A 25,639-nucleotide genomic window follows, 5' to 3' on the forward strand; every position below is an offset into this window, starting at 1 on the left:
CACCCGCCGTCGGACCCCGGCGGCCGGAGGCGCGTTCGGATGACCATCCAGAAAGCGCGGCCCAGCCGCCGCGTCTGGCTCCCCGCGTTGTTCCTCGGCCTCTTCGGGGCCGTCCTCGCCGCGCGCCTCGTCCAGCTCCAGGTCCTCCAGCACGAAGCCTACGCCGCCCAGGCCCGCAGCGAACTCCTCGGCAGCTCCACCATCTACGCCCGCCGCGGCGCCATCCTCGACCGGAACGGCGGCGTCCTCGCCACCTCCGTCGATACCTGGGACGTCTACCTCAATACCCGCGCCTGGCGCACCCCGGAAACGCGCGCCGCCGTCCTCGAAAAAGTCAGCGCCATCACCCGCATTCCCCGGCCAGCCATCGAAGCGCGCCTCGCCGCCAGCGGCGCCGTCGAAACCCGCATCGCCATCGACCTCGACTTCGAGCTCGGCCGCCAGCTCATCGAGGCCGACCTCCCCGGCGTCGTCCTCCTCCCCAACACCGCCCGCGTCCACCCCGAAGGCGACCTCGCCGCCGCCGTGCTCGGCTTCACCGGCCTCGACAACACCGGCCTCGCCGGCATCGAAGCCTTCTACAACGACATCCTGCAGGGCAAAGCCGGCAAGGCCGTCTACGAGCGCGACACCCTCGGCGACCCCATCCCCTACGGCCAGTACGTCGCCACCGAACCCGTCCCCGGCGACGACCTCGTCCTCACCATCGACCGCTACCTCCAGCGCCTCGCCGAGGAGATGCTCGCCGCCGCCGTCAAAGAGCACCGCGCCTCCGGCGGCAGCATCATCGTGATGGACCCCGCGAACGGCGAAATCCTCGCCAACGCGACGCTCCCCTCCGTCCGGTTTTCCACCCTCGAGCAGGACCTCGAATCCGCCAGCGAAGAGAAGAGCCCCTTCAAGAACATCGCCGTCACCGATACCTACGAGCCCGGCTCCGTGATGAAGGTCGTCACCGCCGCCGCCGCCATCGATGCCGGCGTCGTCACCCCGGACACCACCTACGTGGATAATGGGGTCGTGGATGTGGAGGGGGTGCTCCTCAAGAACTGGGACGACGGCGTCTACGGCACGCAAACGATGACCGGCGTGCTCCAGCACTCCATCAACTCCGGCGCCGTCTTCATGCAGCAGAAGCTCGGCACCCGCCTCTTCCAGTCCTACCTCGATGCGTTCGGTTTTGGGAAGCCGACCGGCATCGACCTCCCCGGCGAAGCCAGCGGCTTCTTCCGCCGCCCCGAAGACCCCGGCTACTCGCCCGTCGACGTCGCCACCCAGTCCTTCGGCCAGTCCATCAGCGTGACGCCGGTCCAGATGATGCAAGCCATCGCTGCCTGCATCAACGGCGGAAACCTGATCACCCCCCACGTCGTCAAAGCCCGGATTCGGCCCGACGGCTCCCGCATCGAAGTCCAGCCCGCCGTCGTCCGTCGCGTCATCTCCCAAGCCGCCAGCGACGCCGTCCGCCGGATGATGGGCGAGGTCGTGACCCAGGACCCGGACGGCTGGGGCCGCAACCCGGCCCGCTACACCGCCGGCGGCAAGTCCGGCACCGCCAACATCCCCGTCTGGGGCACCTACACCGACGACCAGCAGATCGTCTCCTTCATGGGGTTCGCGCCCCTCGAAAACCCCCGCATCCTCGTCCTCGTCCGCCTCGACCAGAACCGGAACCTGCTGACTGGCACGCAGGCCGCCGGCCCGATCTTCGCCCGCTACGTCGACGAGGCGCTCCGCTACCTCGGTGTGCCGCCCGAGAAAGGCGGCGGGAGGGCCGCCCCGTGACCGGCCACCTCACCACCGACTTCATCGCCGAAGAGATGTCCCGCCGCGGCTACCGCGTCGAATTCGGCGGCTCCGCCGAGGTCACCGGCGGGTCCGCCGATTCCCGCACCGTCCGCCCCGGCGAGCTCTTTTGCGCCTTCCCCGGGGAGCGCACCCACGGCGACGCCTACGTTGCCGCCGCCTTCCGGGCCGGCGCCGTCGCCGCCATCTGCTCCCGCCCGCCGGCCGAGCTGCCCCCGGGGCGCACCCTCGTCGTCGCGCCCGACACGACGAAGGCCGTCGGCGAACTCGCCCGCGCATGGCGCCTTGCCTGCAACCCGCGCGTCGTCGGGGTGACCGGCACTGTCGGCAAGACGACGGCGAAAGACCTGAGCGCCGCCGCACTCTCCCGCCATTTCCGCGTCTACAGCCGCCGCGGCAACTACAACTCCCGCGAAGGCCTTCCCCTCGCCCTCCTCGGCCTCCGCCGCGGTGACGAGGTCGCCGTCCTCGAAATCGCCATGGACAGCCGCGGCGAAATCGCCTACCTCGCCTCCATCGCGCTGCCCGAAATCGCCGGCGTCCTCAACATCGGCCTCACCCACATCGAAAAGCTCGGCTCCATCGAAGCCATCGCCGAGGAGAAGCTCTCCCTCGTCCGCGCGCTGCCGGCCTCCGGCACCGCCATCCTCAACATGGACGACCCCCGCATCGCGCCCGAAGCGGCCCGCCTGCCCTGCCGCGTCATCGGGTTCGGCGCGCCCGGGTCCGGCGCCGGGCTCGTCGTGCGCGATGCCGCCGCGCGCGGCCTCGAAGGCACCTCCTTCACCGTTGCGTACGAGGGCCGCGCCGCGCGCGTCGAATCGCCCGTCCCCGGCCTCCACACCATCCCGGCCGCCCTCTTCACCATCGCCGCCGGCATCGCCCTCGGCCTCCCGTTCGAGGATGCGGCGGCCGCCGTCGCCGCCGCCGAGCTCCCGGACCGCCGCATCACCGTCCGCCGCAGCGATACCGGCGCCGCCATCCTCGACGACCGCTACAACTCCAGCCCGGCCTCCCTCGCCGGCGCGCTCCGTCTCCTCCGCGACGCCGAAGGGCGGCGCATCGCCCTCCTCGGCAAGATGGCCGAGCTCGGCGACTACGAAGAGCAGGAGCACCGGGCCGCAGGCGCGCTCGCCGCCGAGTGCGCCGATATCCTCATCGCCGTCGGCGAAACGTGCCGCGTCATGGCGCAGGCCGCCCGCGAGGCCGGCATGGCCCAGGTCCACTGGTTCGCCGAGAAGGACGACGCCGCGCGCTTCGTCCGCGACATCCTCGGCCCCGGCGATACCGTCCTCTTGAAGGCCTCCCGCTCGCAGGCCTTCGAGACCATCATCCCGCTCCTGGAGGGCGAACCGTGATCCACGCCCTCTTCTCCGGCTTCGCCACCTTCCTCCTCGCGCTCGCCCTCGGCGAACCGATCGTCCGCTACCTCCGCCGGCGGCGCATCGGCAAACAGATCTCCGAATACCTGCCCGAGCACCAGAAGAAAGCCGGCACGCCCACCTTCGGCGGCTTCATCATCTGGCTGCCGACGCTCATCGTGACCGCTGTCGCCGTCGACTGGTGGAACCACCAGTCGATCCTCCTCCCCCTCGGCATGATCGCCGTCACCGCCGCGGCCGGCTTCGTCGACGACCTCGGCACGCTCCAGGATCGGCGGCAGGGCGGCCTCTCGTGGCGCTTCAAGCTCGGCTTCACGGCCGTCTTCGCCCTCGGCGCCGCCTTCGTCCTCTACCGCTACATCGAGGTCGAATCCATCAACATCCCCTACGTCGGCAGCTACGCTCTCGGCCTCTTCTACATTCCGCTCGCCGCCGCGATCATCGTGGCCACCACCAGCGCCGTCGCCGTCAGCGACGGCCTCGATGGGCTCGTCGGCGGCACCACGCTCATCGCCTTCATCGCCTACGGCATCATCGGCTTCATCCAGGGGCAGGAGTTCGTCGCCACCTTCGCCTTCATCATCGCCGGCGCGAACCTCGGCTACCTCTGGTACAACGCCCACCCGGCGCGCGTCATCATGGGCGATACCGGCGCCCTCGCCCTCGGCTCCTCCCTCGCCGTCGTCTCGCTCATGACCGGCCAGTGGCTGCTCCTGCCGCTCATCGGCATCATCTTCGTCGTCGAAGCCGGCTCCAACATCCTCCAGATCGGCTCCTACAAGCTCACCGGCCGCCGCATCTTCCGCCGCGCTCCCTTCCACCATCACCTCGAACTCATCGGCTGGGCGGAGACGCAGATCGTCACCCGCTTCTGGATCATCGCCATCGCCGCCGCCATGCTCGGCGTCGCCCTCGCGCTGGAGGTGCCGGAGCGATGAGCGCCGCACCCGCCGCCCTCCCGCCGCTCGAAGGCCTGCCGGTGCTCGTCTACTCTCTCGGCATCGAAGGGCGCGACCTCGCCCGCTGGCTCATCGCCCGCGGCGCCCGCGTCACCATCTCCGATACCCGCACCGGGGCGGCGCTCGCCGCGGCCGGCGCCGAACCGCCCGAGGGCGTCGAACGGGTCGTCACCGGTCAGCCCCTGCTCGACCCCGCCGGGTTCGGGCTCGTCGCCGTCTCCCAGTCGATCCTCCGCTACGACCCGGCGCTCGTCCGCGCCCGCGAGCTCGGCATCCCCGTGACCTCGCAAATGCGTCTCTTCCTCCAGCTCTGCCCGGGCCGGACGATCGGCATCACCGGCTCGAGCGGCAAGTCCACCACGACCGCACTCGTCGGCGAGATGGCCCGCGCCGCGGGCATCGAATTCGTCCTCGGCGGCAACATCGGCGAGCCCCTGCTCGCGCGCCTCGGCGAGATTCGCCCCGGGACCACCGTCATCCTCGAAATCAGCCATACGCAGCTCCAGTACACCGACCGCTCGCCCAACATCGCGGCCGTCACGAACGTGACGCCCAACCACCTCGACCAGTTCTCGTGGGATGAGTACGTCGGCCTCAAGCGCAACCACATCGCCCACCAGTCCCGCGGCGACGCCGCTGTCCTCAACGCCGACAACCCCGTCACCCGCGCGTTCATGGCCGCTGTCCGCGGCCGCCTCGCCGTCACCTCCATCGAAGGGCCCATCGAACTGGACGGCGCCTGCGTCGACGGCGGCGAGATCGTCATCCGCCGCGCCGGCCGCACGACGCCAGTCGTCCCGGTCGGTGAAATCCGCCTCCGCGGCCGCCACAACCTCGCCAACGCCGTGATGGCCTGCGCCATCGCCGCCGAGGCTGGCTGGCCGGTGACCGCGATGGCCCGCGCCATCCGGACCTTCGCCGGTGTGCCGCACCGCCTCGAGGTCGTCGGCCGCGCCGGGGGCGCCCTCTGGGTCAACGACTCGATCGCCACCAGCCCCGAGCGGACGGTCGCCGGGCTGCGCTCGTTCACCGAGCCCGTCGTCCTCCTCCTCGGCGGCCGCGACAAGCACCTCCCGCTCGACCTCCTGCAGGAGGCCGTCCGCGAACGCTGCCGCGCCGTCGTCTGCTTCGGCGAATCCGGGCCGCTCTTCCACGAGGCCGTCCGCGGCCTCGCCGATGTCGCCCTCCTCGTCGACTCGCTCGAGGCTGCCGTCGACGCCGCGTCCGGCCTCGCCCGCCCCGGCGACGTCGTGCTCCTTTCGCCCGGGGGCACGAGCTTCGACGCCTATCCCAACTTCGAAGCCCGCGGCGCGCACTTCCGCCAGCTCGTCCGCGCCCTCCCGGGCTTCACCGAGGAGGTGACGCCATAGCTGCCGCACGCACCGGCGACTGGACCCCCGGCCGCCCTGATTACATGCTCGTCGCCCTCGTCGGCATCCTCACGGCCTTCGGGCTCGTGGCCGTCTACAGCGCCTCCTTCGTCCGCAGCCTGGTCGATTTCGGCGACCCGTACTACTTCGTCATCCGCCAGGCCGTCTGGGCGCTCGGCGGGGCCGTCGGCATGTTCGTCATGGCCCGGCTCGATTACCGCCGGCTCCGGCCGCTCGCCGTGCCGCTCATGGGGGTCACGATCGTCCTCCTCGTCGCCGTGATCGTGATCGGCGTCGAAGGGGGCGGCGCGCGCCGCTGGATCGGCGTCGGCGAACTCACCCTCCAGCCGGCGGAGTTCGCCAAGCTCACCGTCATCATCTACCTTGCCGCCTGGCTCGCCTCCCGCGGCGGCAGCCTGCGCAGCTTCGAACACGGCCTCGTGCCGTTCGTGCTCATCATCGGCACCGTCAGCGCCCTCATCCTCCTCCAGCCGAACCTCGGCACGACGCTCATCATCCTCGCCATCACGGTGACGATGTTCTGGGTCGCCGGCGCCTCGCTCATCCAGATGGTCGCGCTCCTCGGCAGCGGGCTCGTCGCCATCACCGTGCTCGCTCTCGGGGCCGGCTACCGCGCCGAGCGCGTCACCGCCTTCCTCCACGCCGAGAAAGACCCGGACGGCATCGGCTTCCAGACGCTCCAGGCGCTCATCGCCGTCGGCAACGGGGGCGTCACCGGCCTCGGCCTCGGCGCCAGCCGCGCGAAGTTCTTCTACCTCCCCGAATCTCACACCGACGGCATCTTCGCCATCATCGGCGAGGAGCTCGGGCTGCTCGCCGGCCTCGCCATCCTCCTCCTCTATCTCCTGCTCATGGTCCGCGGCTACCAGGTCGCCCGCCGCGCCCGCGACGAGTTCGGCCAGCTGGTCGCGACCGGCATCACGACCTGGGTCGCCGTGCAGGCCTTCCTCAACATCGGCGGCATCCTCCGCGTCATCCCGCTCACCGGCGTGCCGCTCCCGTTCCTCAGCTTCGGGAGCAACGCCCTCGCCGCGCTCCTGCTGGCGATGGGCGTGCTCGTCAGCATCTCACGCTACGGCAGCGACCGCGGCGGCTACCTCGACCAGCACCCCGTCGAGCGCCGGCCGAAGGGCGCCATCGTCCGCAGGGAGGCCGGCGGATGACCTCCATCGTCCTCACCGGCGGCGGCACCGGCGGCCATCTCTTCCCCGCCGTCGCGGTGGCGGCGGCTCTCCGCGCCCTCGAACCGGCCCCGGCGCTCGTCTTCCTCGGCCCGGCGAACCGCGGCGAACGCGCCACCATCGAAGCCGCCGGCCTCCCCTTCGAGGAGGTGCCCGCCGCGCCCATCCGCGGCCGCTCGCCGCTCGGCCTGGCGCGAAGCTTCGCGACCCTCGCCCGGGGCACCGCCCGCGCCGTTCGCCTCCTCCGCCGGCACCGCCCCGCGGCCGTCTTCAGCACCGGCGGCTACGGCAGCTTCCCCGTCAGCCTTGCGGCCTGGCTCCTCCGCCGGCCGCTCGTCGTCTTCCTGCCCGATGTCGCGCCGGGCCTCGCCGTGCGCGTCGAGCAGCGGCTCGCCTCCCGCCTCGCGACCTCGACGCCGGCCGCGCTCAACCACCTGCCGCGGGCGAAGACGTCCGTCACCGGCTACCCGGTGCGGCCGGAGTTCTTCAGCCTCAGCCGCGAGGCCGCCCGCGCCGGGCTCGGCCTCGGCCCCGGCGAACGGCTCGTCGTCGTCGCCGGCGCCTCGCAGGGCTCCCGCGCGCTCAACGATGCCGTCCTCGGCCGGCTGGCGGAGCTCGTCGAGGCCGCCGCCGTCGTCCACGTGACAGGCCAGGCCGGGCTCGAAGCCGCCGAGCGCACCCGCGCCGCCCTCCCCGCCGGCCTGGCCGCCCGCTACCACCCCGCCCCCTTCCGGGCCGACCTCCCGGCCGTCATGGTCGCGGCTGACCTCGGCGTCTTCCGCGCCGGCGCCAGCATCCTCGGCGAACTGCCCGCCGCCGGCCTCCCCGCCATCCTGGTGCCGGGCGCCTTCGCCGGCGGCCACCAGCGCGGCAACGCGGCATGGCTCGCCGCCCAGGGCGCCGCCGAAGTCCTCGACGAAGCGGACCTGCCCGCGCTCGCCGACCGCGTCCTCGCCCTGCTCGCCGACGACGCCCGGCGCGAGCAGATGCGCGCCGCCGCCAGCGCCCTCGCCCGCCCATCTGCCGCCGCCGACATCGCCCGCCTCGTCATGGAGGCTGCCCGGTGACTGCCGACATCCGCGGCCCCGTCCATCTCGTCGGCATCGGCGGCATCCACATGTCCGCCATCGGCATCCTGCTGCGCCAGCGCGGCATCGCCGTCTCGGGCAGCGACCTCCGCCGCTCGCACCTCACCGACCGGCTCGAGGCGCTCGGCGCGCAGGTCTTCGAAGGCCATGACGCCGCCCATCTGCCCCCCGGCACCGCGCTCGTCGTGGCCACCGCCGCCGCCCGCCCGGACAATCCCGAGCTCGAGGAAGCCCGCCGCCGCGGCATCCCGGTCATCCTCCGCGCCGAGATGGTCGCGCGCCTCCTCGAGGGGAAGCGGCTCATCGCCGTCGCCGGCTCCCACGGCAAGACCACGACCTCCGCGCTCATCGCCTTCATCCTCGCGCGCGCCGGCCTTCAGCCGATGTACCTCCTCGGCGGCGAATCGCCCGACCTCGGCGGCCACGCCGCATGGGGCGAGGGCGACATCGCCGTCGTCGAAGCCGACGAATACCGCCGCGCCTTCCTCGAATACACCCCCGCGGTCGCCGTCATCACGACCGTCGAGCCCGACCACCTCGACGATTTCGGCACCCCCGAGGCCTACGAAGCCGCCTTCGCCGCATTCGGCCGGCGCATCCGGCCCGGCGGCCTCCTCCTCGCCTGCGCCGACGACCCCGGCGCCCGCCGCGTCAGCGACCTCCTCGGCGACGAACCGCTCCGCCACGAAACGTATGGCGCGGACGGCGTCCGCTACTGGCGCGCTTCCGGCATCGAGCTCGGCCCGGCAGGCGGCAGCTTCACCCTCGAGCGCGGCGGCACACCGCTCGGCCAGCTCACCGTCCGCGTGCCCGGCCTCCACTTCGTCCGCAACGCCACCGCCGCCGCGGCTGCCGCGCTTCACCTCGGCGTCCCGTTCGAAACGGTCCGGGAGGCCGTCGGGGCCTTCCGCGGCGCCCGCCGCAGGTTCGAACTCACCGGCGAAGCCGGCGGCGTCACCGTCATGGACGATTACGCCCACCACCCGACCGAGGTCCGCGCCCTCGTCGCCACTGCGCGCGCCGCCTTCCCCGGCCGGCGGCTCATCGGCATCCACCAGCCGCACACCTACAGCCGCATCGCCTACCTGTGGGACGACTGGCTCGCCTGCTTCGACGGCCTCGACGAGCTGCTCATCGTCGAGACCTACGCCGCGCGCGAAGACCCGGCCGCCGGCCGCTCCGCCCGCGACCTCGCTGCCGCCATCGCCCGCCCCCCTGCGCGCTACGCGGCCGATTTCGCGGAGGCCGTCCGCATCGCCCGGGAGGTCGTCCGCCCCGGGGACGTCGTGATCACCATCGGCGCCGGCGACGTGAACGAGGTCGGCCCCATGCTGCTGGAGGCCCTCCGGTGAGCGCCCTCGAACGCCTCGCTGCCGCCCTCGAACCGCTCGGCGAGCTGCGCCGCGCCGAGCCGCTCGCCCGCCACACGACCTTCGGGATCGGCGGGCCGGCCGACCTCTTCCTGACCGTCCGTTCCGGCGAGGCGCTCGGCCGCGCGCTCACCGCCGCAGCCGACGCCGGCGTCCCGGTCTTCATCCTCGGCTCGGGCAGCAACATCCTCGTCGCCGACGCCGGCATCCGGGGCCTCGTCATCGACAACCGCGCCCGCGCCGAACAGCTCGACGGCCTCACGGTCCGCGTCGAAAGCGGCGCCAGCTTCGCCGCCTTCGCCCGCCGGATGTGCCGGCGCGGCCTCGACGGCCTCGCGTGGGCGGTCGGCATCCCCGGCACGCTCGGCGGCGCCGTCGTCTACAACGCGGGCGCCTACGGCGGCTGTCTCGCCGATGTCCTCCGCCGGGTCCGCATCCAGGAGCCCTCCGGCCGCGCGGAGTGGGTCGACGCCGCCGACCTCCGCCTCGTCTACCGCGGCAGCCGCTTCACGCGCGGCGAGCTCCGCGGCCGCGCTGTCCTCGAATGCGAGCTCGAACTCTTCCCCGGCGACGCTGCCGACCTCGTCCGCCGCGCCGCAGCGTTCGATGCGAAGCGGCTCGCTGCCCAGCCCCGCGGCCGCAGCGCCGGCTCCACCTTCAAAAACCCGCCCGAAGCGCCCGCGTGGAAGCTCATCGACGCCGTCGGCATGCGCGGTATGCGCCGCGGCGACGCTGCCATCTCCGAGAAGCACGCGAACTTTTTCGTCAATGAAGGGAACGCCGCGGCGGCCGACGTCCGCTGGCTCATCGAAGAGGCCCGCCGGCGCGTGTTCGACCGCTTCGGCATCCGCCTCGAAACTGAAGTCGAATTCGTGGGGGCGTGGACATGAGCCGCCAGCGCGTCGCCGTCATCTTCGGGGGCCGCTCCGGCGAGCACGAGGTCTCCATCGTCTCCGCCCGGAGCGTCATGGCCGCGCTCGACCCGGCGCGCTGGGAGCCCGTGCCGATCGGCATCTCCCGCACCGGCGAGTGGCTGAGCCCGGCCGAAACCCGCGCCGCGCTCGAGGCCGGCGCGCGCGCCTTCACAGGCCTCGGCCAGCCCCTCCTGCGCGCGCACGACGCCCTCGCTGCGCTGGCCGGCTGCGATGTCGCCTTCCCGCTCGTCCACGGCACTTTCGGCGAAGACGGCACCCTCCAGGGCTTCCTCGAGATGGCCGGCCTCCCCTACGCCGGGGCCGGCGTCGCCGCCTCCGCCATCGGCATGGATAAGGCGCTCATGAAGGCGATCTTCCGCGAAGCCGGGATCCCCGTGGCCCGGTATTCCGTCATCCGATCACGGGAGTATACACTTCACCAAAATATGTCTATGGCCCTCATCGACGAGGCGATCGGCTACCCCTGCTTCGTCAAACCGGCGAACGGGGGCTCCAGCGTGGGCATCACGAAGGTCCGCTCCCGCGAAGACCTGCCGCGCGCCTTCGAGGCAGCCTTCGCCTACGACACCAAGGCCGTCGTCGAAGAAGCCATCCGCGGCCGCGAGCTGGAAGTCTCCGTCCTCGGCAACGACCAGCCCGAGGCCAGCACCGTCGGCGAAATCGTCCCCGACCGCGAGTTCTACGACTACGCCTCGAAGTACGACCCGGCGTCGAAGACCGAGCTGTACATCCCCGCCCCAGTCACCGAAGCCGTCGCCGCCGAGGTGCGCGACCTCGCCCTCCGCATGTACCGCGTCATGGGCTGCGAAGGCTACGCCCGGGTCGATTTCTTCCTCACCGCCGGCGACCGCGTCATCGCCAACGAAGTCAACACCATCCCCGGCTTCACCAGCATCAGCATGTACCCGAAGCTCTGGGAGGCTTCCGGCCTCCCCTACCGCGAGCTGCTCACCCGCATCCTCGAACTCGCCTTCGAACGCCACGCCCGGAGGCCGCAGCCGTGATCATCCGCAGGAACCGCGGCCAGCAGCCCGGCGTCGTCCGGAAGATCGTCCGGCGCACCCGCCCCGCTGTCGGCGGGAACGGCCCGCGCCGGGCCATCGTCCGCCGCCGGCCGCTCGTCATCGGCGAGGGCGTCGTCCCGCCGCAGCCGCGCCGCCGGCTCCGGCCCGCGCTCCCGGGCCGGCGCGCCGTCGCCGCCGTGGGCGGCCTCGCCCTCGCCGCCGCGCTCGTCGCCGGTGCCGCCTGGCTCTACCGCTCGCCCTACTTCCGCGTCGAGACCGTCGAAGTGCAGGGCGCCCAGCGCATGTCCGACCGCACCATCGTCGCCGCCGCCGACCTCCTCGGCCGCAGCATGCTCACCGCCGACCTCGCCGCCGCCCAGCGCGCCGTCTACCAGCTCCCGCTCGTCAGCTCCGTCCGCATCGAGCGCGACTGGCCGTCCACCGTCCGCATCATCGTCGAAGAACGCCGCCCGTGGGGCACGTGGGAGCAGGCCGGCGTCGACTACCTCATCGACCGAGAGGGGGTCGTCATCGCCGTCGGCGAGCGCCTGCCCGCCGGCGCCCCGGCCATCCGCAGCTCCGAGCCCGGCTCCCGCCTCGTCGGAGACCGCGTCGACTACCAGGCCGTCGATGCTGCCGCCGAAATCTACGAGCTCCTGCCCCGCCAGCTCGGCACCACCGTCGAAGAGGTCGCCTTCATCAAAGGCAAAGGCGTCCAGGTGACCACGGCCGACGGCCAGGTCGCTCTCTTCGGCGATTCCAGCTCCATCGCCTACAAGCTCGCCGTCTGGGCCGCCCTCGCCGCCGAGGCCCGCCAGCGGCACATCGCCTACACCACCATCGACCTGCGCTACGGCAACCGCCCGGTGCTGCAGTAGAGGAAGCGAGGAAAGGGGGAACCATGCGTCGACGCTCCACCGTAGCCGCCATCGATGTCGGATCCACCAAGGTCGCCGTCGTCGTCGGCGACATCTCCGAGACCGGGGAGACGCGCATCCTCGGCGTTGGCGTCGCCCCGGCCGCTGGCCTCTCCCGCGGCGTCATCGACAACATCCAGAGCGCCCGCGAAGCCATCTCCATCGCCGTCGAAAAGGCCGAGCAGGCGTGCGGCATGCGCATCCTCTCCGCCGTCGTCGGCATCTCCGGCGGCCACATCGCCAGCCAGAACAACCGCGGCATCGTCGCCATCCCGGACCGCACCCGCCCCATCTCGGCCGACGACCGCGCCCGCGTCCTCGAAGCCGCCGGGCAGGTCGCCATCCCCACCAACCGGCAGGTCATCCACGTCGTCCCCCGCACCTACTGGGTCGAAGGCACCGAGCCCGTCTCCGACCCGGTCGGCATGTTCGGCTCACGCCTCGATGCCGAGGTGCACATCGTCTCCGGCGCCGTCTCCGCCATCCAGAACCTCACCAAGTGCGTCGAAGGCGCCGGCGTCCAGGTCGACGACATCATCCTCGAAAGCCTCGCCTCCGCCGAGAGCGTCCTCACCGAGCAGGAGAAGCAGCAGGGCGTCGCGCTCGTCGATATCGGCGGCAGCACCACCTCCATCGCCGTCTTCGATGAAGGCGCCGTCGCCCACACCGCCTGCCTGCCGATCGCCGGCTCCCACCTCACGGCCGACCTCGCCCGCGTGCTCCGCTGCCCGTGGGAGAGCGCCGAGACCGTGAAGTGCACCGTCGGCGCCGCCTATGCCGACCCCGCCATGGCCGGCGAAACCGTCGAACTCCAGGTCTTCGGCACCCAATCGACGAAGCACGTCCCGCTCGAGCACGTCTGCGCCATCCTCCAGGCCCGCACCGAGGAGATCCTCGAGATGGTCGGCGTCGAACTGAAGCGCGTCGGCTACCTCGATCGGATCGCCGCCGGGCTCGTCCTCACCGGCGGCAGCAGCCAGCTCCGCGGCCTGCCGGAAGTCGCCGAATCCCGCCTCGACCTCCCCGCCCGCCTCGGCCGCCCCCACGGCTACAGCGGCCTCTCCGACCTCATCGGCACCCCCGCCTTCGCCACCTCCATCGGGCTCGTTCGCTACGCCCTCGCCAACCGCGAACGGCCCGGCGAATTCGCCGCACCCGCGTCCGATGGGAGAGGCCGCGGGCTGCTCGACCGCATCCTCAGCATCGGGAGGTCGCTCATCCCCCAGTAAGCAGCCCGGTCAGCGAACCGCCAACCTCGCCGCATCACAGCCTCATTCGATTGGAAGGGAAGGACACCGATATGAGCATGCGCTACGACATCGAACTGCTGCCGGATATCAAAGTCGTCGGCGTCGGCGGCGGCGGCTGCAACGCCGTCAACCGGATGGTTCGCGCCAAGATCCCGGGCGTCCAGTTCATCGCCTGCAACACCGATGCCCAGGCGCTCGCCACGTCCGAAGCGCCGACCCGCCTCCGGATCGGCGAAAAGCTCACCAAGGGCCTCGGCGTCGGCGGCGACCCGGCCCGCGGCGAACGCGCCGCCGATGAAAGCCGCGACGAGATCTACGACCTGCTCCGCGGCACCGAGATGGTCTTCGTCACCGCCGGCATGGGCGGCGGCACCGGCACCGGCGCCGCACCCATCGTCGCCGAGATCGCCAAGGAGTGCGGCGCCCTCACCATCGGCGTCGTCACCAAGCCGTTCCCCTGGGAAGGCTCCCGCCGCATGAAGCAGGCCGAAGAAGGCATCGCCCGCCTCCGCGATAAGGTCGATACCCTCATCGCAATCCCCAACGGCCGCCTCATCGAAATCTGCCCCCCAAACGCCACCGTCGAGGAAGCCTTCGAGACCGCCGACGACGTCCTCCGCCAGGCCATCCAGTCGATCTCCAACATCATCAGCCAGAACGGCTCCATCAACCTCGATTTCAACGACGTCCGCACCATCATGAGCGAAGCCGGCCCTGCCCTCCTCGCCGTCGGCAAGGGCTCCGGCGAAAACCGCGCCGTCGAAGCCGCCCGCTCCGCCACCCAGAGCCCCATCCTCGACCAGTCCATCGAGGGTGCCCACAACGTCCTCTTCAACGTCACCCACAGCGGCGCGCTCGGCCTCCGCGAGCTCGACGCCGCCGCCCGCACCATCGCCGAGGTGGTCGACCCTGCGGCCAACATCATCTTCGGCACCGTCGTCGACCCGCGCGTCGGCGACGAAGTCCACATCACCGTCATCGCCACCGGCTTCACGCCCCGCGCCTCCACCATCGGCGACCCGCTCGAAGAGGGCCGCGGCCGGCTTCGCGACTTCAACCTCCCCGGCGTCAACAGCATGGAAGATGCGGAGCTGCCTGCCTTCCTCCGCCGGAACATCCGCTCGCTCAACGCGGAACGCGACGGCATCGGCCGCGTTGCGCGCCTCTAAATAAAGAAGGGCTGAAAGGAGGGAACTACCTAACCGAACGCGCAAAAGCCCGGAAGGACACTCCCCTCTCGGGAAGCGGGGGCTCGGTGCAATGGGAGATGGCATCGAGCCCCTGGCTTTTGCCGCGACGGCTACCCCGCCGGTAGCTCCCCCGCTTTCAGCCGGAGGCGTAACGTAACACACCCGTCAAGCAAAAGACCAGACGTTTTCTGCAATCGCCCCTATCGCAGCTCGTCGATTCCCCGCCGCCGAACCGGGATGCCGAGCCGTCAGTCAGGCAGGCGCGGCTCCGCCCGCGCGGCCCCCGGCACTGCCCGGCGCGCCCGGTTCGAAGCCCGGGCAGGCGAGCACCGGCAGCGGCGGGTACTTCCGAAACCGCGCATCGACCCGCGACCGCCCGCAAAGCCAGAACACCGAACCCCGCCCGCTCACCACGCGCTGCGCCCACGCGCACCCCGCGCACAGGCCCGCCCGCGCTCGCTCGTCCCCGTCCACGCCTCCATTATCCCCCTGTCCCAACTCCCAACTCCCAACTCCCAACTCCCCGCTCCCAACTCCCGACTCCCCGCTCCCAACTCCCAACTCCCAACTCCCAACTCCCAGCTCCCAACTCCCAGCTCCCAGCTCCCAACTCCTTTATCATCCGCACACTTTATCCATCCCATGGAGCAGCTCTATGCCCGGAGCCCTCGAAGGTGTGCGCGTCCTCGATTGCACCCAGATCATCGCCGGCCCCCTCGCCGCCGCCCTGCTTTCCGAGATGGGCGCCGACGTCATCAAGGTCGAACCCCTCGAAGGCGAACCCTGGCGCCTGCAGGCCGAGATCATTCCGAAGGAGAGCAAGAACTTCCTCGTCCAGAATCGCGGCAAGCGCGGCCTCGCCCTCAACTTCAAAGACCCCCGCGTCGCCCCCATCCGCGACCGCCTCATCGCCCGCGCCGATGTGCTGATCACCAACTACCGGCCCGGCGTGCCCGAGGCCCTCGGCATCGACTACGAATCCGCCCGCCGCATCAACCCGGCCATCATCTACGCCGAGAACACCGCCTTCGGGAAGGAAGGCCCCGACGCCATGCGCCGCGGCTACGACATCGTCGCCCAGGCGATGAGCGGCCTCAGCACCTCCAATCCCAACCTCCAGAACGGCCTCCCCATGCCCGTCGCCTTCGCACCCGCCGACGTCGTGACCGGGTTCGCGCTCGCCTGGGCGATCACCGCCGCCCTCTACCACCGCCAGCGCACCGGCGAAGGCCAGGCCATCAACTCGAGCCTCCTCCTCTCCGCCCTCGCGCTCCAGGCCGGCTCCCGCGAAGTCCTGGCCATCGACGAACCCGTCCGCTACGAAAAACTCGCCCACCTCGCCGAGGCTCGCGCCCGCGGCGCGACCATGGAGGAGATCATCCGCGAACGCCGCCGCTTCGCCCCCGAACTCGCCGGCAACATCTACTACCGGCCGTACAAGACGAAAGACTCCTACCTCGTCGTCGGCTGCCTCGGCCCCGGCCCGCGGGCGCGCTTTCGGGAGGCGCTCGGCATCACCGACCCCCGCTACGAGCCCGGCTTCGACCCTGCCCGACTCGCCGAAGTCGGCGCCGAGCTGGTCCGCCGCTGCGAGGCGAAATTCCTCGAACGGACCAACGACGAGTGGCTCGCCTACCTCGAGCAGTTCGATATCGCCTGCGGCCCCGTCCGCTTCGTCGAAGAACTCTTCGATGACCCGCAGGTCCAGGCGAACGGCTACATCGTCGAGTACGAGCACTCCCTCCTCGGCCCGATGCGCGGCCCCGCGCCGGTAGTCCAGATGTCGGCGACCCCGACCCGCATCCAGCGCGCCTCCCCTGCGCTCGGGGAGCACACCGCCGAGGTCCTGCGCGAAGCCGGCTTCTCTGGCGCGGACATCGAACGGTTTCGCGCCGACGGACTCATCGCCTGACGGCCGGCCCCGGTTCATCCGCCGCAAAAAATTTGAGCAGTTGCAAGGTTAAGAAACCATTGAACCGCTCGATGCGCACGACTACCATCATCCATGGAGGTGCGGCCATGAAGCGCATGAATGTCGCGATCTTCGGAGACCGAAAAGCTCCCGGCAGCGTGCGCAGTATCTCGTAGTTCGCTCAGGACCAGCTTCCGGCCGTATTGCCCGGTACTGGTCTCAATTGTTCAGCCGGGAGAGGCGCCGCCGACCTGCCGAAATCCCGGCTTGGTTTTCCCCCGGAGGAATTCGATGTCCCAGCTCACGACCCTCAACCAGCGCAGCGGCCTCCCGCTGCCCGGCCCCCGCGGCCTCGCCGTGACCGCCGCCGCGGTGGTCGCCATCGTCGCCGGCGTCGTGTTCGCCATCATTCGCACCGGCGGCGCGGATGAAGCCCGCCCCGTGCCCGACCATGCGCTCGCCGGCTCCGCCGATATCGGCAAGGCCTTCGCCGACCTCGCCAGCCGCGCCGGCCTCGACGTCGCGCTGCCGGCGTCGCCCGACGGCCTGGCCCCTGCGGCCGTCGCTCTCGAGCCCGGCCCGCCCGGCAGCACCGCCGGCACGCTCGTCCTCGACTACTACGCCGGCCCGGCGCCGAAGGACGCTGCGGCCCTCGCCGCCTACGCCGGCCCGCGCGTCCAGGTCATCTACCGGCCGGGCGCCGGCGTCCCGCCCGCCGGCGGCGCGGTCCTCACCGTCGATGGGCGCGAAATCGCTGTCCAGCGGGCCGAAGGGGCGGCCGTCTACTACGTCCCCTTCGCGGGCGGCCTCGCCGAGGTTCGCAGCTGGTCGACCGGCAGCGAGCCGGCCCCGTCGGACGCCGCCCTCGCGCCGCTCCTCGCTTCCATCAGGTAGCTCTTCCGTTCGGACAATCGCGCGCAGCCGCGGGGCCCGGCTCTGCCGGGCCCCGTTTCGTTCCACCGCTGCCCACGGTCTCACAGGATCAGCATCGCGTCGCCGAAGCTGTAGAACCGGTAGCGCTCGCGCACGGCTTCCCGGTACGCCGCCATGACGAACTCGTACCCGGCGAATGCGCACACCAGCATCAGCAGCGTCGATTTCGGCAGGTGGAAGTTCGTCATCAGCACATCGACTGCAAGGAACTCATCCCCCGGCAGGATCTTCAGCGCCGTCCAGCCGGCGTACGGCACGATCCCGCCACGCTCCCGCGCCACGTGCTCGAGCGTCCGCACCACCGTCGTCCCGACGGCGACCACCCGCCGCCCCTCGGCCCGTGCCCGCTGGACCTGCCGCGCCGCCTCCTCCGGGACGGTGATGTGCTCGGCATGGAGGGCGAACTCCCGCGGGTCGTCGACGTTCACCGGCTTGAACGTTCCCGGCCCCACCTCGAGCGTGACGGCCGTCCGCTCGATGCCCGCGGCTTCCAGCCGCGCCAGCAGCTCCGGCGTGAAATGCAGCCCGGCCGTCGGCGCCGCCGCGCTCCGCGCCTCCCGGCTGTAGACCGTCTGGTAGCGCTCCGGGTCGCCCCGGAACTGCGTGATGTAGGGCGGCAGCGGCACCTCGCCCACCCGTGCCGGGTCGAACGGCCGCGCGAACTCCAGCACCACCATTTCGCCGCTCCTGCCCGCGCACACGGCGTCGACCTCGCCCTCCTGCGTGGCGAACACGAACCGGCGCCCCTCGGCCGCCCGGCGCGCGGGCTTCATCAGCGCCTCCCAGCGCGTATCCGTGAACGGCCGCACCAGCAGGATCTCGACGGCCCCGCCCGTATCCGCGCGCCGCCCGAAGAGCCGCGCCGCCATCACCCGCGTATCGTTCACGACCAGCAGGTCGCCCGGCCGCAGCAGCCCCGGCAGGTCGCGCACGACCCGGTGCTCGATGCGTCCCGCGGCGCGGTCGAGCACCATCAGCCGCGCGGCGTCCCGCGGCTCGGCCGGCTCCTGCGCAATCAGCTCCGGCGGCAGCTCATAGGCGAAATCGTCCGTCCGCATGACTCCAGCATTGCGCCTTCACCGCCAGCGATCTACGGTGCCCCCATGGCCATCGACCCCATCCCGCCCGGGGCCGACGACGCCGGGGGCGGCGAAACCACCCTCGCCATCGAACGGAGCGCCATCCGCCGCGTCACCGCTGAGCAGGTCGACATCCAGCGCAGCGCCGTCGGCGTCGCCGCCTTCGACCGCGGCACCATCCGCCAGTCCGATGCCGGCGTCATCGTCGGCCGCTCCGTCGCCGTCGACCAGGTCCGGGTCGGCATACTCGCCTCCCCGGTCGTCCGCGGCGACGTCCACACGCTGCTCGACCTCCGCTCGGCGGTCGCTATCGGCTTCGGGATGGTGCTGGGGAAGGTCGTCGTCGAAGCAGTCCGCGCGCTGGCGCGGAAGCTCCTTCCCTGACCGGAATCTCGCCCGGCGCGATCAGCGCCCGCCCCGCCTCGTCGGTCCTGAGCTGACCGCAGGCCGCGGAAATCTCCGCCCCCTTCTCGACGCGCACCGTGCAGTTTACGCCCGCTTCCCGCAGGATCCGCTCGAAGGCGAGCACCCGCTGCCGCGCCGGCCGGCGAAAGCCCCCCGCGGTTGGATTGACCGGGATCAGGTTCACATGCGCGCCGGTGCCGCGGACCAGCCGGGCCAGCTCGCCGGCCGTCTCGTCGCTGTCGTTCTCCCCCGCGATGAGCGCGTACTCGAATGTGACCCGCCGGCCGGTCCGCTCGAAGTACCGCTTCGCCGCCGCCATGATCTCCCGCACCGAGTGCGGCCCGGCCGTCGGCACCAGCCGCCGGCGGAGCGCATCGTTCGGCGCATGGAGCGACACCGCCAGCCCCACCTGCAGCCCTTCCCCCGCCAGCCGGTCGATGCCGCGGATGACGCCCACCGTCGAAATCGTGATGTGCCGCTGCCCGAGGCCGAAACACCGCGGGTCCGTCAGGATGCGCACCGCCTTCACCGTTGCCGCGTAGTTCGCCAGCGGCTCCCCCATCCCCATGAAGACGATGTTCGTCACGTGCTCGCCGCGCTCCCGCAGCAGCCGGCCGACGTGCACCGCCTGCGCCACGATTTCGCCCGCCGCGAGGTTCCGCTCGAACCCCATCTGCCCGGTCGCGCAGAAGACGCAGCCCATCGCGCAGCCGGCCTGCGTCGAAACGCAGACCGTCGAACGCCGCCGGCCGCCCGGCTTCGACGGCGGGTACTGCATCAGCACCGTCTCGATGAGCGTCCCGTCCGCCATTGCGAGCAGCAGCTTGGTGGTCAATCCGTCGTCGCTCGCGACCCGCCGCACCTCGCGCGCCGGCGAGAGGTCGAGCCGCCCGGCGAGCGCCGTCCGCAGGCCTGCCGGCAGCTGCCGCATCGCCTCGAACGATTCGGCGAATTCCCGGTAGGCCGCGTGCAGCACCTGGTCGGCGCGGTAGCGGGGCGCGCCGAGTTCCGCGAGCAGCGTCTCCAGCTCGCCCGGCAGCAGCCCGTACAGCGATTCGCGCTCCTGCGGCGCAGTCATGCGAGCCCCGCTGTCGGTTCGAGCCGGCCGCGCTCCCCGGCGGCGAACGCGCGGCCCGGCATCCGCTTGCCCCCGGGCCGCTGCACCTCCGTCAGCACCACCCACCCGTCGGCGAACCGGATCGCGGGCTCGCCGTCGAGCAGCCGCATCGTTCCTGCCGGCGCTGCCGGCCCTTCTGCGACCCGCGCCCGCCAGATGCGCAGCGGCTCGCCGCGGTACAGGACGAACGCGCCGGGCCACGGGTCGTACGCCCGCACGGCGCGCTCCGCTTCCGCGGCCGTCATCGCTGCCCGGAGGCGGCCGTCCTCCTTGCGCACCAGCCCGCAGTACGTCGCCTGCGCCTCGTCCTGCGGCTCCGCCGTCAGCGTCCCATCGAGCCAGCCGGGCAGCACCCGCACGAGCTCGCGCGCGCCGAGTTCCGCCAGCCGCGCCTCGAGCGTTCCCGCCGTGTCATCCGGGCGGATCGGCTCCTCCGCGCGCGAAATCACCGGGCCGGCGTCCATCTTCAGGACCAGCTGCATGATGCTCACGCCGGTGATCGTATCACCGGCGAGGATGGCCGCCGTGATGGGCGATGCCCCCCGCCACCGCGGCAGCAGCGACGCATGGACGTTCACGAACCCCCGCCGCGGGATGTCGAGCAGCCGCTGCGGCAGGATCTTCCCGTACGCCGCCACGACCGCCGCATCGAGCGCCAGCCCCGCGAGCTGCGCCGCGAACTCCGGCGTCTTCACCGACTCCGGCTGCGCCAGCGGCAGTCCCAGCTCCAGGGCTGCCGTCTTGACCGCCGGCGGCGTCATCCGGCCGCCGCGCCCAGCCGGCCGGTCGGGCTGGGTGACGACGAGCGCGATGTCGTACCCCGCGGCGGCGAGCGCGCGCAGCGACGGCACCGCGAACTCCGGCGAACCGAAAAACGCGACCCGGCCCCTCACCGCCGCCACCGGTGCACGTCCGTGAAGCGGCTGGCGCTCGTGAACAGCACCCCCGGCTCGGCGTCCCGCAGCCAGGAGGGATGGACCACGACCGCGCCGGCCGCCGCCAGCACGAGGCTCGGCTGGATGCCCTGCCAGACGTCCTGCAGCTGCCGGTAGGCGTCCAGCCGCACCTCCGGGTCCGGCGACGTCCGCCCCCGCGCGATCAGGTCATCGACCACCGCATCCTCGAAGTTCGCGAGGTTCAGGCCGGCCGCGCCGAGCTGCGAGCTGTGCCAGCCGAAGTAGAGATCCGGGTCCGGCCCCTGGTCCCACATCACGACCGCCGCCTCGTACTTCCGCTCCTGCAGGAAGTCGCGCCGCAGGACCGAGAACGTCGTGCTCGCGACCGTCGCCCGGATGCCGAGCGCCTCGAGCTGCTTTGCGGCGGCGTTCGCCAGCGCGACCCGTTCCGGCGCGTTGTCCGTCCGGATGGTGAAGCGGAACTCCTGCCCCTCGCGCACGAGGATCCCCGTCGTGGGGTGGGGCTGCCAGCCGGCCTCCTGCAGCAGCTGCCGCGCGCGGCTCAGGTCCTGCGCCTTTGCGTCGAACTCCTCCGCGTACGCCCACGTCCCGGGCACGACCGGCGAGGCCGTCGCGCGTCCGACGCCGTGGAAGACCTCCTCCACGAGCCGGTCCCGGTCCAGCGCGAGGGACAGCGCCTGACGCACCCGCTCGTCCCGGAAGAGCGAGTTCGCGTTGTTCAGGTAAAGCAGCGCCAGCATCGGCCGGGTTGCCGCCGTAAACGTCTTCCCGCCGACCCCGCGGACCTCGTCGAGTTGCGCCGGCGTCCGCGGCCCGCGCAGGTAGATGCCGTCGGTTTCGCCCGCCGCGAACGCGCGGATCGCCTGCGGCTCATCCGGGTAGAACTTCAGGATGATGCGGTCGATGCCGGGCCGCCCGAGGTAGTACGACGTGTTCGCGGCGAGCGTCGCGCTGCCCGCCTCCAGCGATTCCAGCCGGTAGGGCCCGCTCCCCACCGGGCGCGCGTTGAACGCGTCGCTCTCCAGCGCCTGCGCGCCCTTGCCGCCCAGCAGGTGCTCGGGCAGGATGCCGACCGTCGCGCTCCGCGCGAGGAACGGCGCGGACGGCTGCCGCAGCCGGATGACCACGGTGCTCAGGTCCGGCGTCTCGACGGTCACGCCGTTCCAGCCCTCCGCCATCGCGGCATCGTCGAAATCGGGGTCCTGCAGCAGCCGCACCGTGTACGCCACGTCCCGGCTCGTCACCGGCTCGCCGTCGTGCCAGCGCGCATTCGCCCGGATGCGGAAGGTGTAGGTGGCGCCGCCGTCGGAAACCTCCGGCAGCTCGGCCGCGAGGTCCGGGATGACCTTGCCGTCCTTCGAAACCCGCACCAGCCCGGAGAACACCAGCGCCGAGAGGTCGGCATCCACCTCGTTTGCGTTCACGAAGAGCGGGTTCACGCGCTGCCAGGTGCCGGCGACAGCCTCCGTATAGGTCACGCCGCCCGGGAGGACGACCGATTCGTTGCCCGTGACGCGAAGGCCGAGCGCGACGGCCGCAGCGATCATCGCGGCGGCGATGCTCCCGATGGCCACGAACGCGAGGCGCGATGGCGCCCGACCGTTCGGTTCCATCAGCCCCCTACTGCCACTGCACGCTCAGGAACGATACGAAGATGAATACGATGACGAGCAGGATCGTCGCCTGGAAGAGCGTCCGCTCCAGCCCCCGCTTCGTCCGGTACACCGAGCCGCCCGACATCCCGCCGAGCGCTGCGCCGAAGCCGCTTCCCTTCACCTGCAGCAGCACGACGAGGATGAGCAGCGCCGAAACGAAAATCTGGAAGAGGTTCATCAGCATGGGAGCCTACCGGGTGAGCGCGACCGGCTCCTCCTTCGGGAGCGCCCGCCGCGATGGGATGTTCAACGCATCGCGCTGATCGTACAGCCGCATGATCGTAGCCGCGAGCTTGTGCGGGTCGTGCCGGTAACGGTTCTCTTCCGCGACGACGTCCGCCTCCACGAGCCGTATCCCCGGGTGCGCCCGCAGCGCCTCGTTCGAGACCTTCACCGCCTCCGCGTGCCACGCCTCCGGCAGCGCCGGCGCGATGTTGTTGTTCGCCACCACCACCTGCACGATCCCCTGCCCTGCGTGCCGCTCGAGCGCTTCCACGTGCTCCGCCACGCCGAAGCCGTCCGTCTCCCCGTGCTGCGTCGCCACATTGCAGACGAACACCCGCAGCGCCGACGTCTGCTGCAGCGCCTTCCGGATGCCCTCCACCAGCAGGTTCGGCAGCACGCTCGTGTACAGGCTGCCCGGCCCGATGACCACCATGTCCGCGTCGAGAATCGCCCGCACCGCGTCCGGGTGGGCCTCCGCATCGGGCGGATTCAGGTACACCTCCCGGATCGCCGCGCCCCGCTCCGTGATGTTGTGCTCGCCGTGGACCACCTCGTTCTCATGCGTCCGCGCGCTCAGCGTCACGTCCTCCAGCGTCGACGGCAGGATCGTCCCGCGCACGTTGAGGACGCGGCTCGCCTCGTGGATGGCCGCCTCGAAGTTCCCGGTCACCTCCGACATCGCGACGATGAACAGGTTCCCGAACGAGTGGCCCTCCAGCCCTGCGCCGTTCGTGAACCGGTACTGGAACAGCTTCGTCATCAGCGGCTCGGCTTCGGCCAGCGCGGCGATGCACTGCCGGAGGTCGCCCGGGGCCACCACCCCGAACTCCTGCCGCAGCCGCCCCGTGCTGCCGCCGTCGTCCGCCACCGTCACGATGGCCGTCAGGTTGCTCGTGTAGTTCTTCAGGCCCCGCAGCAGCGTCGAGAGGCCGGTGCCGCCGCCGATGGCCACGATCTTCGGCCCCCGGCTCAGGAAGCGCTTGGCATAAATCGCCTCGGCGAGGTTCTGGTCCCGCCAGTCCGGCCGGACGAAGGCGTACAGCAGCGACTGGTTCAGCTTGTAGACCGCGAGGCTCACCGTCCCCAGCGAGGCCGTGATGAACAGCAAACCGCGCATCCACCGGGGGATGAACTGCAGCGTCAGGTAGTAGAAGATGCCCGGCAGCGGCGCCTGCAGGTACGCCTCCCGCAGCATGTAGGCGAGGCCCAGCCCCATCAGCACGACGCCGAAGAGCAGCAGCACCAGCCACCGCTTGATGTGCATGCCCGGGTAGAGCCACTTCAGCGCTGAGTGGTCCCGGACCTTGCGCCACGTCATAGCCGGCAAGTATACCACCGGGGGTCGATATCGTTCGGGCAGTTGATCATTTCTTCAGCTCCCGTTCCAGCAGCTCCTGCACCACCTGCGCGTTCGCCCGCCCCCGCGTCTCCCGCATCACCTGGCCAATGAGGAACTTGACGGCTGTCTCCTTCCCCGCGTGGTAGTCCGCCACCGCCTTCGGGTTCGCCGCGATCGCCTTCCGGACCAGCCCCGCCAGCTCATCCTGCCCGCTGATCTGGGCCAGTCCCTGCCGTTCGATGATCGCCTGCGCGCTTTCCCCGGAGGCGACCATCTGGTCGAACACCTCCTTGCCGACGAGCGCCGTCACGGCGCCGCTGGCCACCTGCTCGATCAGCCCCGCCAGCGCAGCCGGCTCGAGCGGGAACCGGTCGATCTCCGCCTGGTTCGCGTTCAGCCAGCGCGCCACCTCGCCCAGCATCCAGTTCGCCGCCAGCTTCGCCCGGCGCGCCTCGTCGCCGCTCAACGCCGCCACCAGCTGCTCGAAGTACGCTGCCCGCGGCCGCTCTTCGGCCAGCGTCGCAGCCTCGTAGGCGCTCAGCCCGAGCGCCCGGTAGCGCTCGACCTTCGCCGCCGGCAGCTCCGGCAGCCGCGCCCGCACCCGCTCCACGAACGCCGCGCTCAGCCGCAGCGGCGGCAAATCGGGCTCGGGGAAGTAGCGGTAGTCGTGCGCGTGCTCCTTGCTCCGCTGGCTGAGCGTCGCCTGCCGCTCGTCCGACCAGCCCCGGGTTTCCTGCTCGATCCGCCCGCCCGCCTCCAGCACCCCGATCTGCCGCTTCGCTTCGAACACCAGCGCGTCGTGGACGGCGCGGAAGCTGTTCATGTTCTTGATTTCGACCTTCGTGCCGAAGGCGGTGTCGCCGCGCCGGCGAACCGAGATGTTCGCGTCGCAGCGGAAGTCGCCCTCCTCCATGTTCGCGTTGCTCACCCCGATGTAGCGGAGCACCTGCCGCAGCCGGACGAGGTACTCGCGCGCCTCGGCCGCGCTCCGGATGTCCGGCTCGCTGACGATCTCCATCAGCGGCGTTCCGGAGCGGTTGACGTCGATCAGGCTGTACGGCTCGCCCGTCACCGGGTCCACCCGGTGGAGCAGCCGGGCCGTGTCCTCCTCCATGTGCACCCGCGTGATGCCGACTCGCCGCCGCTCGCCCTCGACCTCCACCTCGAGCCAGCCGTCCCGGCAGATCGGCAGGTCGTACTGCGAAATCTGGTAGCCCTTCATCAGGTCCGGGTAGTGGTAGTTCTTCCGGTCGAACTTGCTGAACGGCGCGATCGAACAGTTCAGCGCCAGCCCCGTCAGGACGATGTCTTCGATCGCCTTCTCGTTGATGACCGGCAGGACCCCCGGCATCCCGAGGCAGACGGGGCACACGTGCGTGTTCGGCTCCGCGCCCGAGTAGTCCGCGCTGCACCCGCAGAACATCTTGCTGGCGGTCTTCAGCTGGCAGTGCACTTCGAGGCCGATGACGACCTCGTACTCAGTCGCGATGGCGGTCACGCACTTCCCTCCGCCGTATGGGCACGTCCCGAGTATAGGCGCGGGCCGGGCAACGGGTAACCGGGGAGATTCCGGATGTCGAACCC

At 71.4% G+C, this 25,639-nt stretch carries 23 protein-coding genes; 15 read left to right on the forward strand and 8 right to left on the reverse strand.

The annotated features are described in order from the left end of the window. The first annotated feature begins 39 nt into the window (after nucleotides 1-39). The 12 genes from O0235_RS11680 (at nucleotide 40) to ftsZ (ending at nucleotide 14,452) form a co-directional block, all read left to right on the forward strand. Nucleotides 40-1,785, forward strand: a complete 1,746-nt coding sequence (locus O0235_RS11680; RefSeq protein ID WP_270055957.1) for a peptidoglycan D,D-transpeptidase FtsI family protein — start codon at nucleotides 40-42, stop codon at nucleotides 1,783-1,785. Next, entirely contained in the window at nucleotides 1,782-3,164 is a 1,383-nt protein-coding gene (locus tag O0235_RS11685; protein WP_270055958.1) for a UDP-N-acetylmuramoyl-tripeptide--D-alanyl-D-alanine ligase, read from the forward strand. Before O0235_RS11680 ends, O0235_RS11685 begins: the two co-directional genes overlap by 4 nt. After that, the gene (mraY, locus tag O0235_RS11690; RefSeq protein WP_270055959.1) at nucleotides 3,161-4,126 is read left to right on the forward strand and encodes a phospho-N-acetylmuramoyl-pentapeptide-transferase; all 966 of its coding nucleotides are present in this window, start codon (nucleotides 3,161-3,163) and stop codon (nucleotides 4,124-4,126) included. The genes O0235_RS11685 and mraY overlap by 4 nt, the downstream gene beginning before the upstream one ends. After that, nucleotides 4,123-5,517 carry a UDP-N-acetylmuramoyl-L-alanine--D-glutamate ligase gene (gene murD, locus O0235_RS11695; RefSeq protein ID WP_270055960.1) on the forward strand — a complete coding sequence of 465 codons (1,395 nt, stop codon included), beginning with the start codon at nucleotides 4,123-4,125 and terminating at the stop codon, nucleotides 5,515-5,517. The genes mraY and murD overlap by 4 nt, the downstream gene beginning before the upstream one ends. Nucleotides 5,518-5,561: 44 nt before the next feature. After that, entirely contained in the window at nucleotides 5,562-6,701 is a 1,140-nt protein-coding gene (gene ftsW / locus O0235_RS11700) for a putative lipid II flippase FtsW (protein ID WP_270055961.1), read from the forward strand. After that, nucleotides 6,698-7,786 carry a UDP-N-acetylglucosamine--N-acetylmuramyl-(pentapeptide) pyrophosphoryl-undecaprenol N-acetylglucosamine transferase gene (locus O0235_RS11705; RefSeq protein ID WP_270055962.1) on the forward strand — a complete coding sequence of 363 codons (1,089 nt, stop codon included), beginning with the start codon at nucleotides 6,698-6,700 and terminating at the stop codon, nucleotides 7,784-7,786. Before ftsW ends, O0235_RS11705 begins: the two co-directional genes overlap by 4 nt. Beyond that, entirely contained in the window at nucleotides 7,783-9,159 is a 1,377-nt protein-coding gene (murC, locus tag O0235_RS11710; RefSeq protein ID WP_270055963.1) for a UDP-N-acetylmuramate--L-alanine ligase, read from the forward strand. The genes O0235_RS11705 and murC overlap by 4 nt, the downstream gene beginning before the upstream one ends. Next, nucleotides 9,156-10,067 carry a UDP-N-acetylmuramate dehydrogenase gene (gene murB / locus O0235_RS11715; RefSeq protein WP_270055964.1) on the forward strand — a complete coding sequence of 304 codons (912 nt, stop codon included), beginning with the start codon at nucleotides 9,156-9,158 and terminating at the stop codon, nucleotides 10,065-10,067. The genes murC and murB overlap by 4 nt, the downstream gene beginning before the upstream one ends. Further along, complete coding sequence (locus O0235_RS11720) at nucleotides 10,064-11,116, forward strand: D-alanine--D-alanine ligase family protein (RefSeq protein ID WP_270055965.1); 1,053 nt, start codon at nucleotides 10,064-10,066, stop codon at nucleotides 11,114-11,116. Before murB ends, O0235_RS11720 begins: the two co-directional genes overlap by 4 nt. After that, a complete protein-coding gene (locus tag O0235_RS11725) occupies nucleotides 11,113-11,994 on the forward strand; it encodes a cell division protein FtsQ/DivIB (protein WP_270055966.1) in 882 nt (293 codons plus the stop codon). The genes O0235_RS11720 and O0235_RS11725 overlap by 4 nt, the downstream gene beginning before the upstream one ends. Before the next feature lie 23 nt (nucleotides 11,995-12,017). Beyond that, entirely contained in the window at nucleotides 12,018-13,262 is a 1,245-nt protein-coding gene (gene ftsA, locus O0235_RS11730) for a cell division protein FtsA (RefSeq protein ID WP_270055967.1), read from the forward strand. A 71-nt stretch (nucleotides 13,263-13,333) separates the two neighbouring features. Then, nucleotides 13,334-14,452, forward strand: a complete 1,119-nt coding sequence (gene ftsZ / locus O0235_RS11735) for a cell division protein FtsZ (protein WP_270055968.1) — start codon at nucleotides 13,334-13,336, stop codon at nucleotides 14,450-14,452. Nucleotides 14,453-14,725: 273 nt separating this feature from the next. Here the strand turns inward: ftsZ and O0235_RS11740 are convergent, their stop codons facing one another. Further along, entirely contained in the window at nucleotides 14,726-14,947 is a 222-nt protein-coding gene (locus O0235_RS11740; RefSeq protein ID WP_270055969.1) for a hypothetical protein, read from the reverse strand. 181 nt (nucleotides 14,948-15,128) lie between these two features. Here O0235_RS11740 and O0235_RS11745 point away from each other — a divergent pair, with 181 nt between their 5' ends. After that, nucleotides 15,129-16,385, forward strand: coding sequence for a CaiB/BaiF CoA transferase family protein (locus O0235_RS11745; protein WP_270055970.1), 1,257 nt, complete (start codon nucleotides 15,129-15,131; stop codon nucleotides 16,383-16,385). Nucleotides 16,386-16,676: 291 nt separating this feature from the next. Next, a complete protein-coding gene (locus O0235_RS11750) occupies nucleotides 16,677-17,279 on the forward strand; it encodes a hypothetical protein (protein WP_270055971.1) in 603 nt (200 codons plus the stop codon). Between the two features lie 80 nt (nucleotides 17,280-17,359). Here O0235_RS11750 and queA read toward each other — a convergent pair whose 3' ends face one another. After that, nucleotides 17,360-18,376, reverse strand: a complete 1,017-nt coding sequence (gene queA / locus O0235_RS11755; RefSeq protein WP_270055972.1) for a tRNA preQ1(34) S-adenosylmethionine ribosyltransferase-isomerase QueA — start codon at nucleotides 18,374-18,376, stop codon at nucleotides 17,360-17,362. 45 nt (nucleotides 18,377-18,421) lie between these two features. Between queA and O0235_RS11760 the strand changes: the two genes are divergently transcribed. Further along, the gene (locus O0235_RS11760; protein ID WP_270055973.1) at nucleotides 18,422-18,781 is read left to right on the forward strand and encodes a hypothetical protein; all 360 of its coding nucleotides are present in this window, start codon (nucleotides 18,422-18,424) and stop codon (nucleotides 18,779-18,781) included. Here the strand turns inward: O0235_RS11760 and rlmN are convergent. From rlmN to gatB, 6 genes are read right to left on the reverse strand one after another with little or no spacing between them, the layout of a single operon-like run. Further along, a complete protein-coding gene (gene rlmN, locus O0235_RS11765; RefSeq protein WP_270055974.1) occupies nucleotides 18,705-19,880 on the reverse strand; it encodes a dual-specificity RNA methyltransferase RlmN in 1,176 nt (391 codons plus the stop codon). The two genes, O0235_RS11760 and rlmN, sit on opposite strands and share 77 nt — an antisense overlap. Next, the gene (gene fmt, locus O0235_RS11770; RefSeq protein WP_270055975.1) at nucleotides 19,877-20,812 is read right to left on the reverse strand and encodes a methionyl-tRNA formyltransferase; all 936 of its coding nucleotides are present in this window, start codon (nucleotides 20,810-20,812) and stop codon (nucleotides 19,877-19,879) included. Before fmt ends, rlmN begins: the two co-directional genes overlap by 4 nt. Next, nucleotides 20,809-22,449 carry a peptide ABC transporter substrate-binding protein gene (locus O0235_RS11775; RefSeq protein WP_270055976.1) on the reverse strand — a complete coding sequence of 547 codons (1,641 nt, stop codon included), beginning with the start codon at nucleotides 22,447-22,449 and terminating at the stop codon, nucleotides 20,809-20,811. Before O0235_RS11775 ends, fmt begins: the two co-directional genes overlap by 4 nt. Nucleotides 22,450-22,456: 7 nt before the next feature. After that, entirely contained in the window at nucleotides 22,457-22,675 is a 219-nt protein-coding gene (gene secG / locus O0235_RS11780) for a preprotein translocase subunit SecG (protein WP_270055977.1), read from the reverse strand. Nucleotides 22,676-22,681: 6 nt separating this feature from the next. Continuing rightward, the gene (locus tag O0235_RS11785) at nucleotides 22,682-24,034 is read right to left on the reverse strand and encodes a gluconeogenesis factor YvcK family protein (RefSeq protein WP_270055978.1); all 1,353 of its coding nucleotides are present in this window, start codon (nucleotides 24,032-24,034) and stop codon (nucleotides 22,682-22,684) included. 46 nt (nucleotides 24,035-24,080) lie between these two features. Beyond that, a complete protein-coding gene (gatB, locus tag O0235_RS11790) occupies nucleotides 24,081-25,553 on the reverse strand; it encodes an Asp-tRNA(Asn)/Glu-tRNA(Gln) amidotransferase subunit GatB (RefSeq protein ID WP_270055979.1) in 1,473 nt (490 codons plus the stop codon). Between the last annotated feature and the right edge of the window lie 86 nt (nucleotides 25,554-25,639).

This window comes from Tepidiforma flava (genome assembly GCF_027594505.1).
Classification (GTDB): domain Bacteria; phylum Chloroflexota; class Dehalococcoidia; order Tepidiformales; family Tepidiformaceae; genus Tepidiforma; species Tepidiforma flava.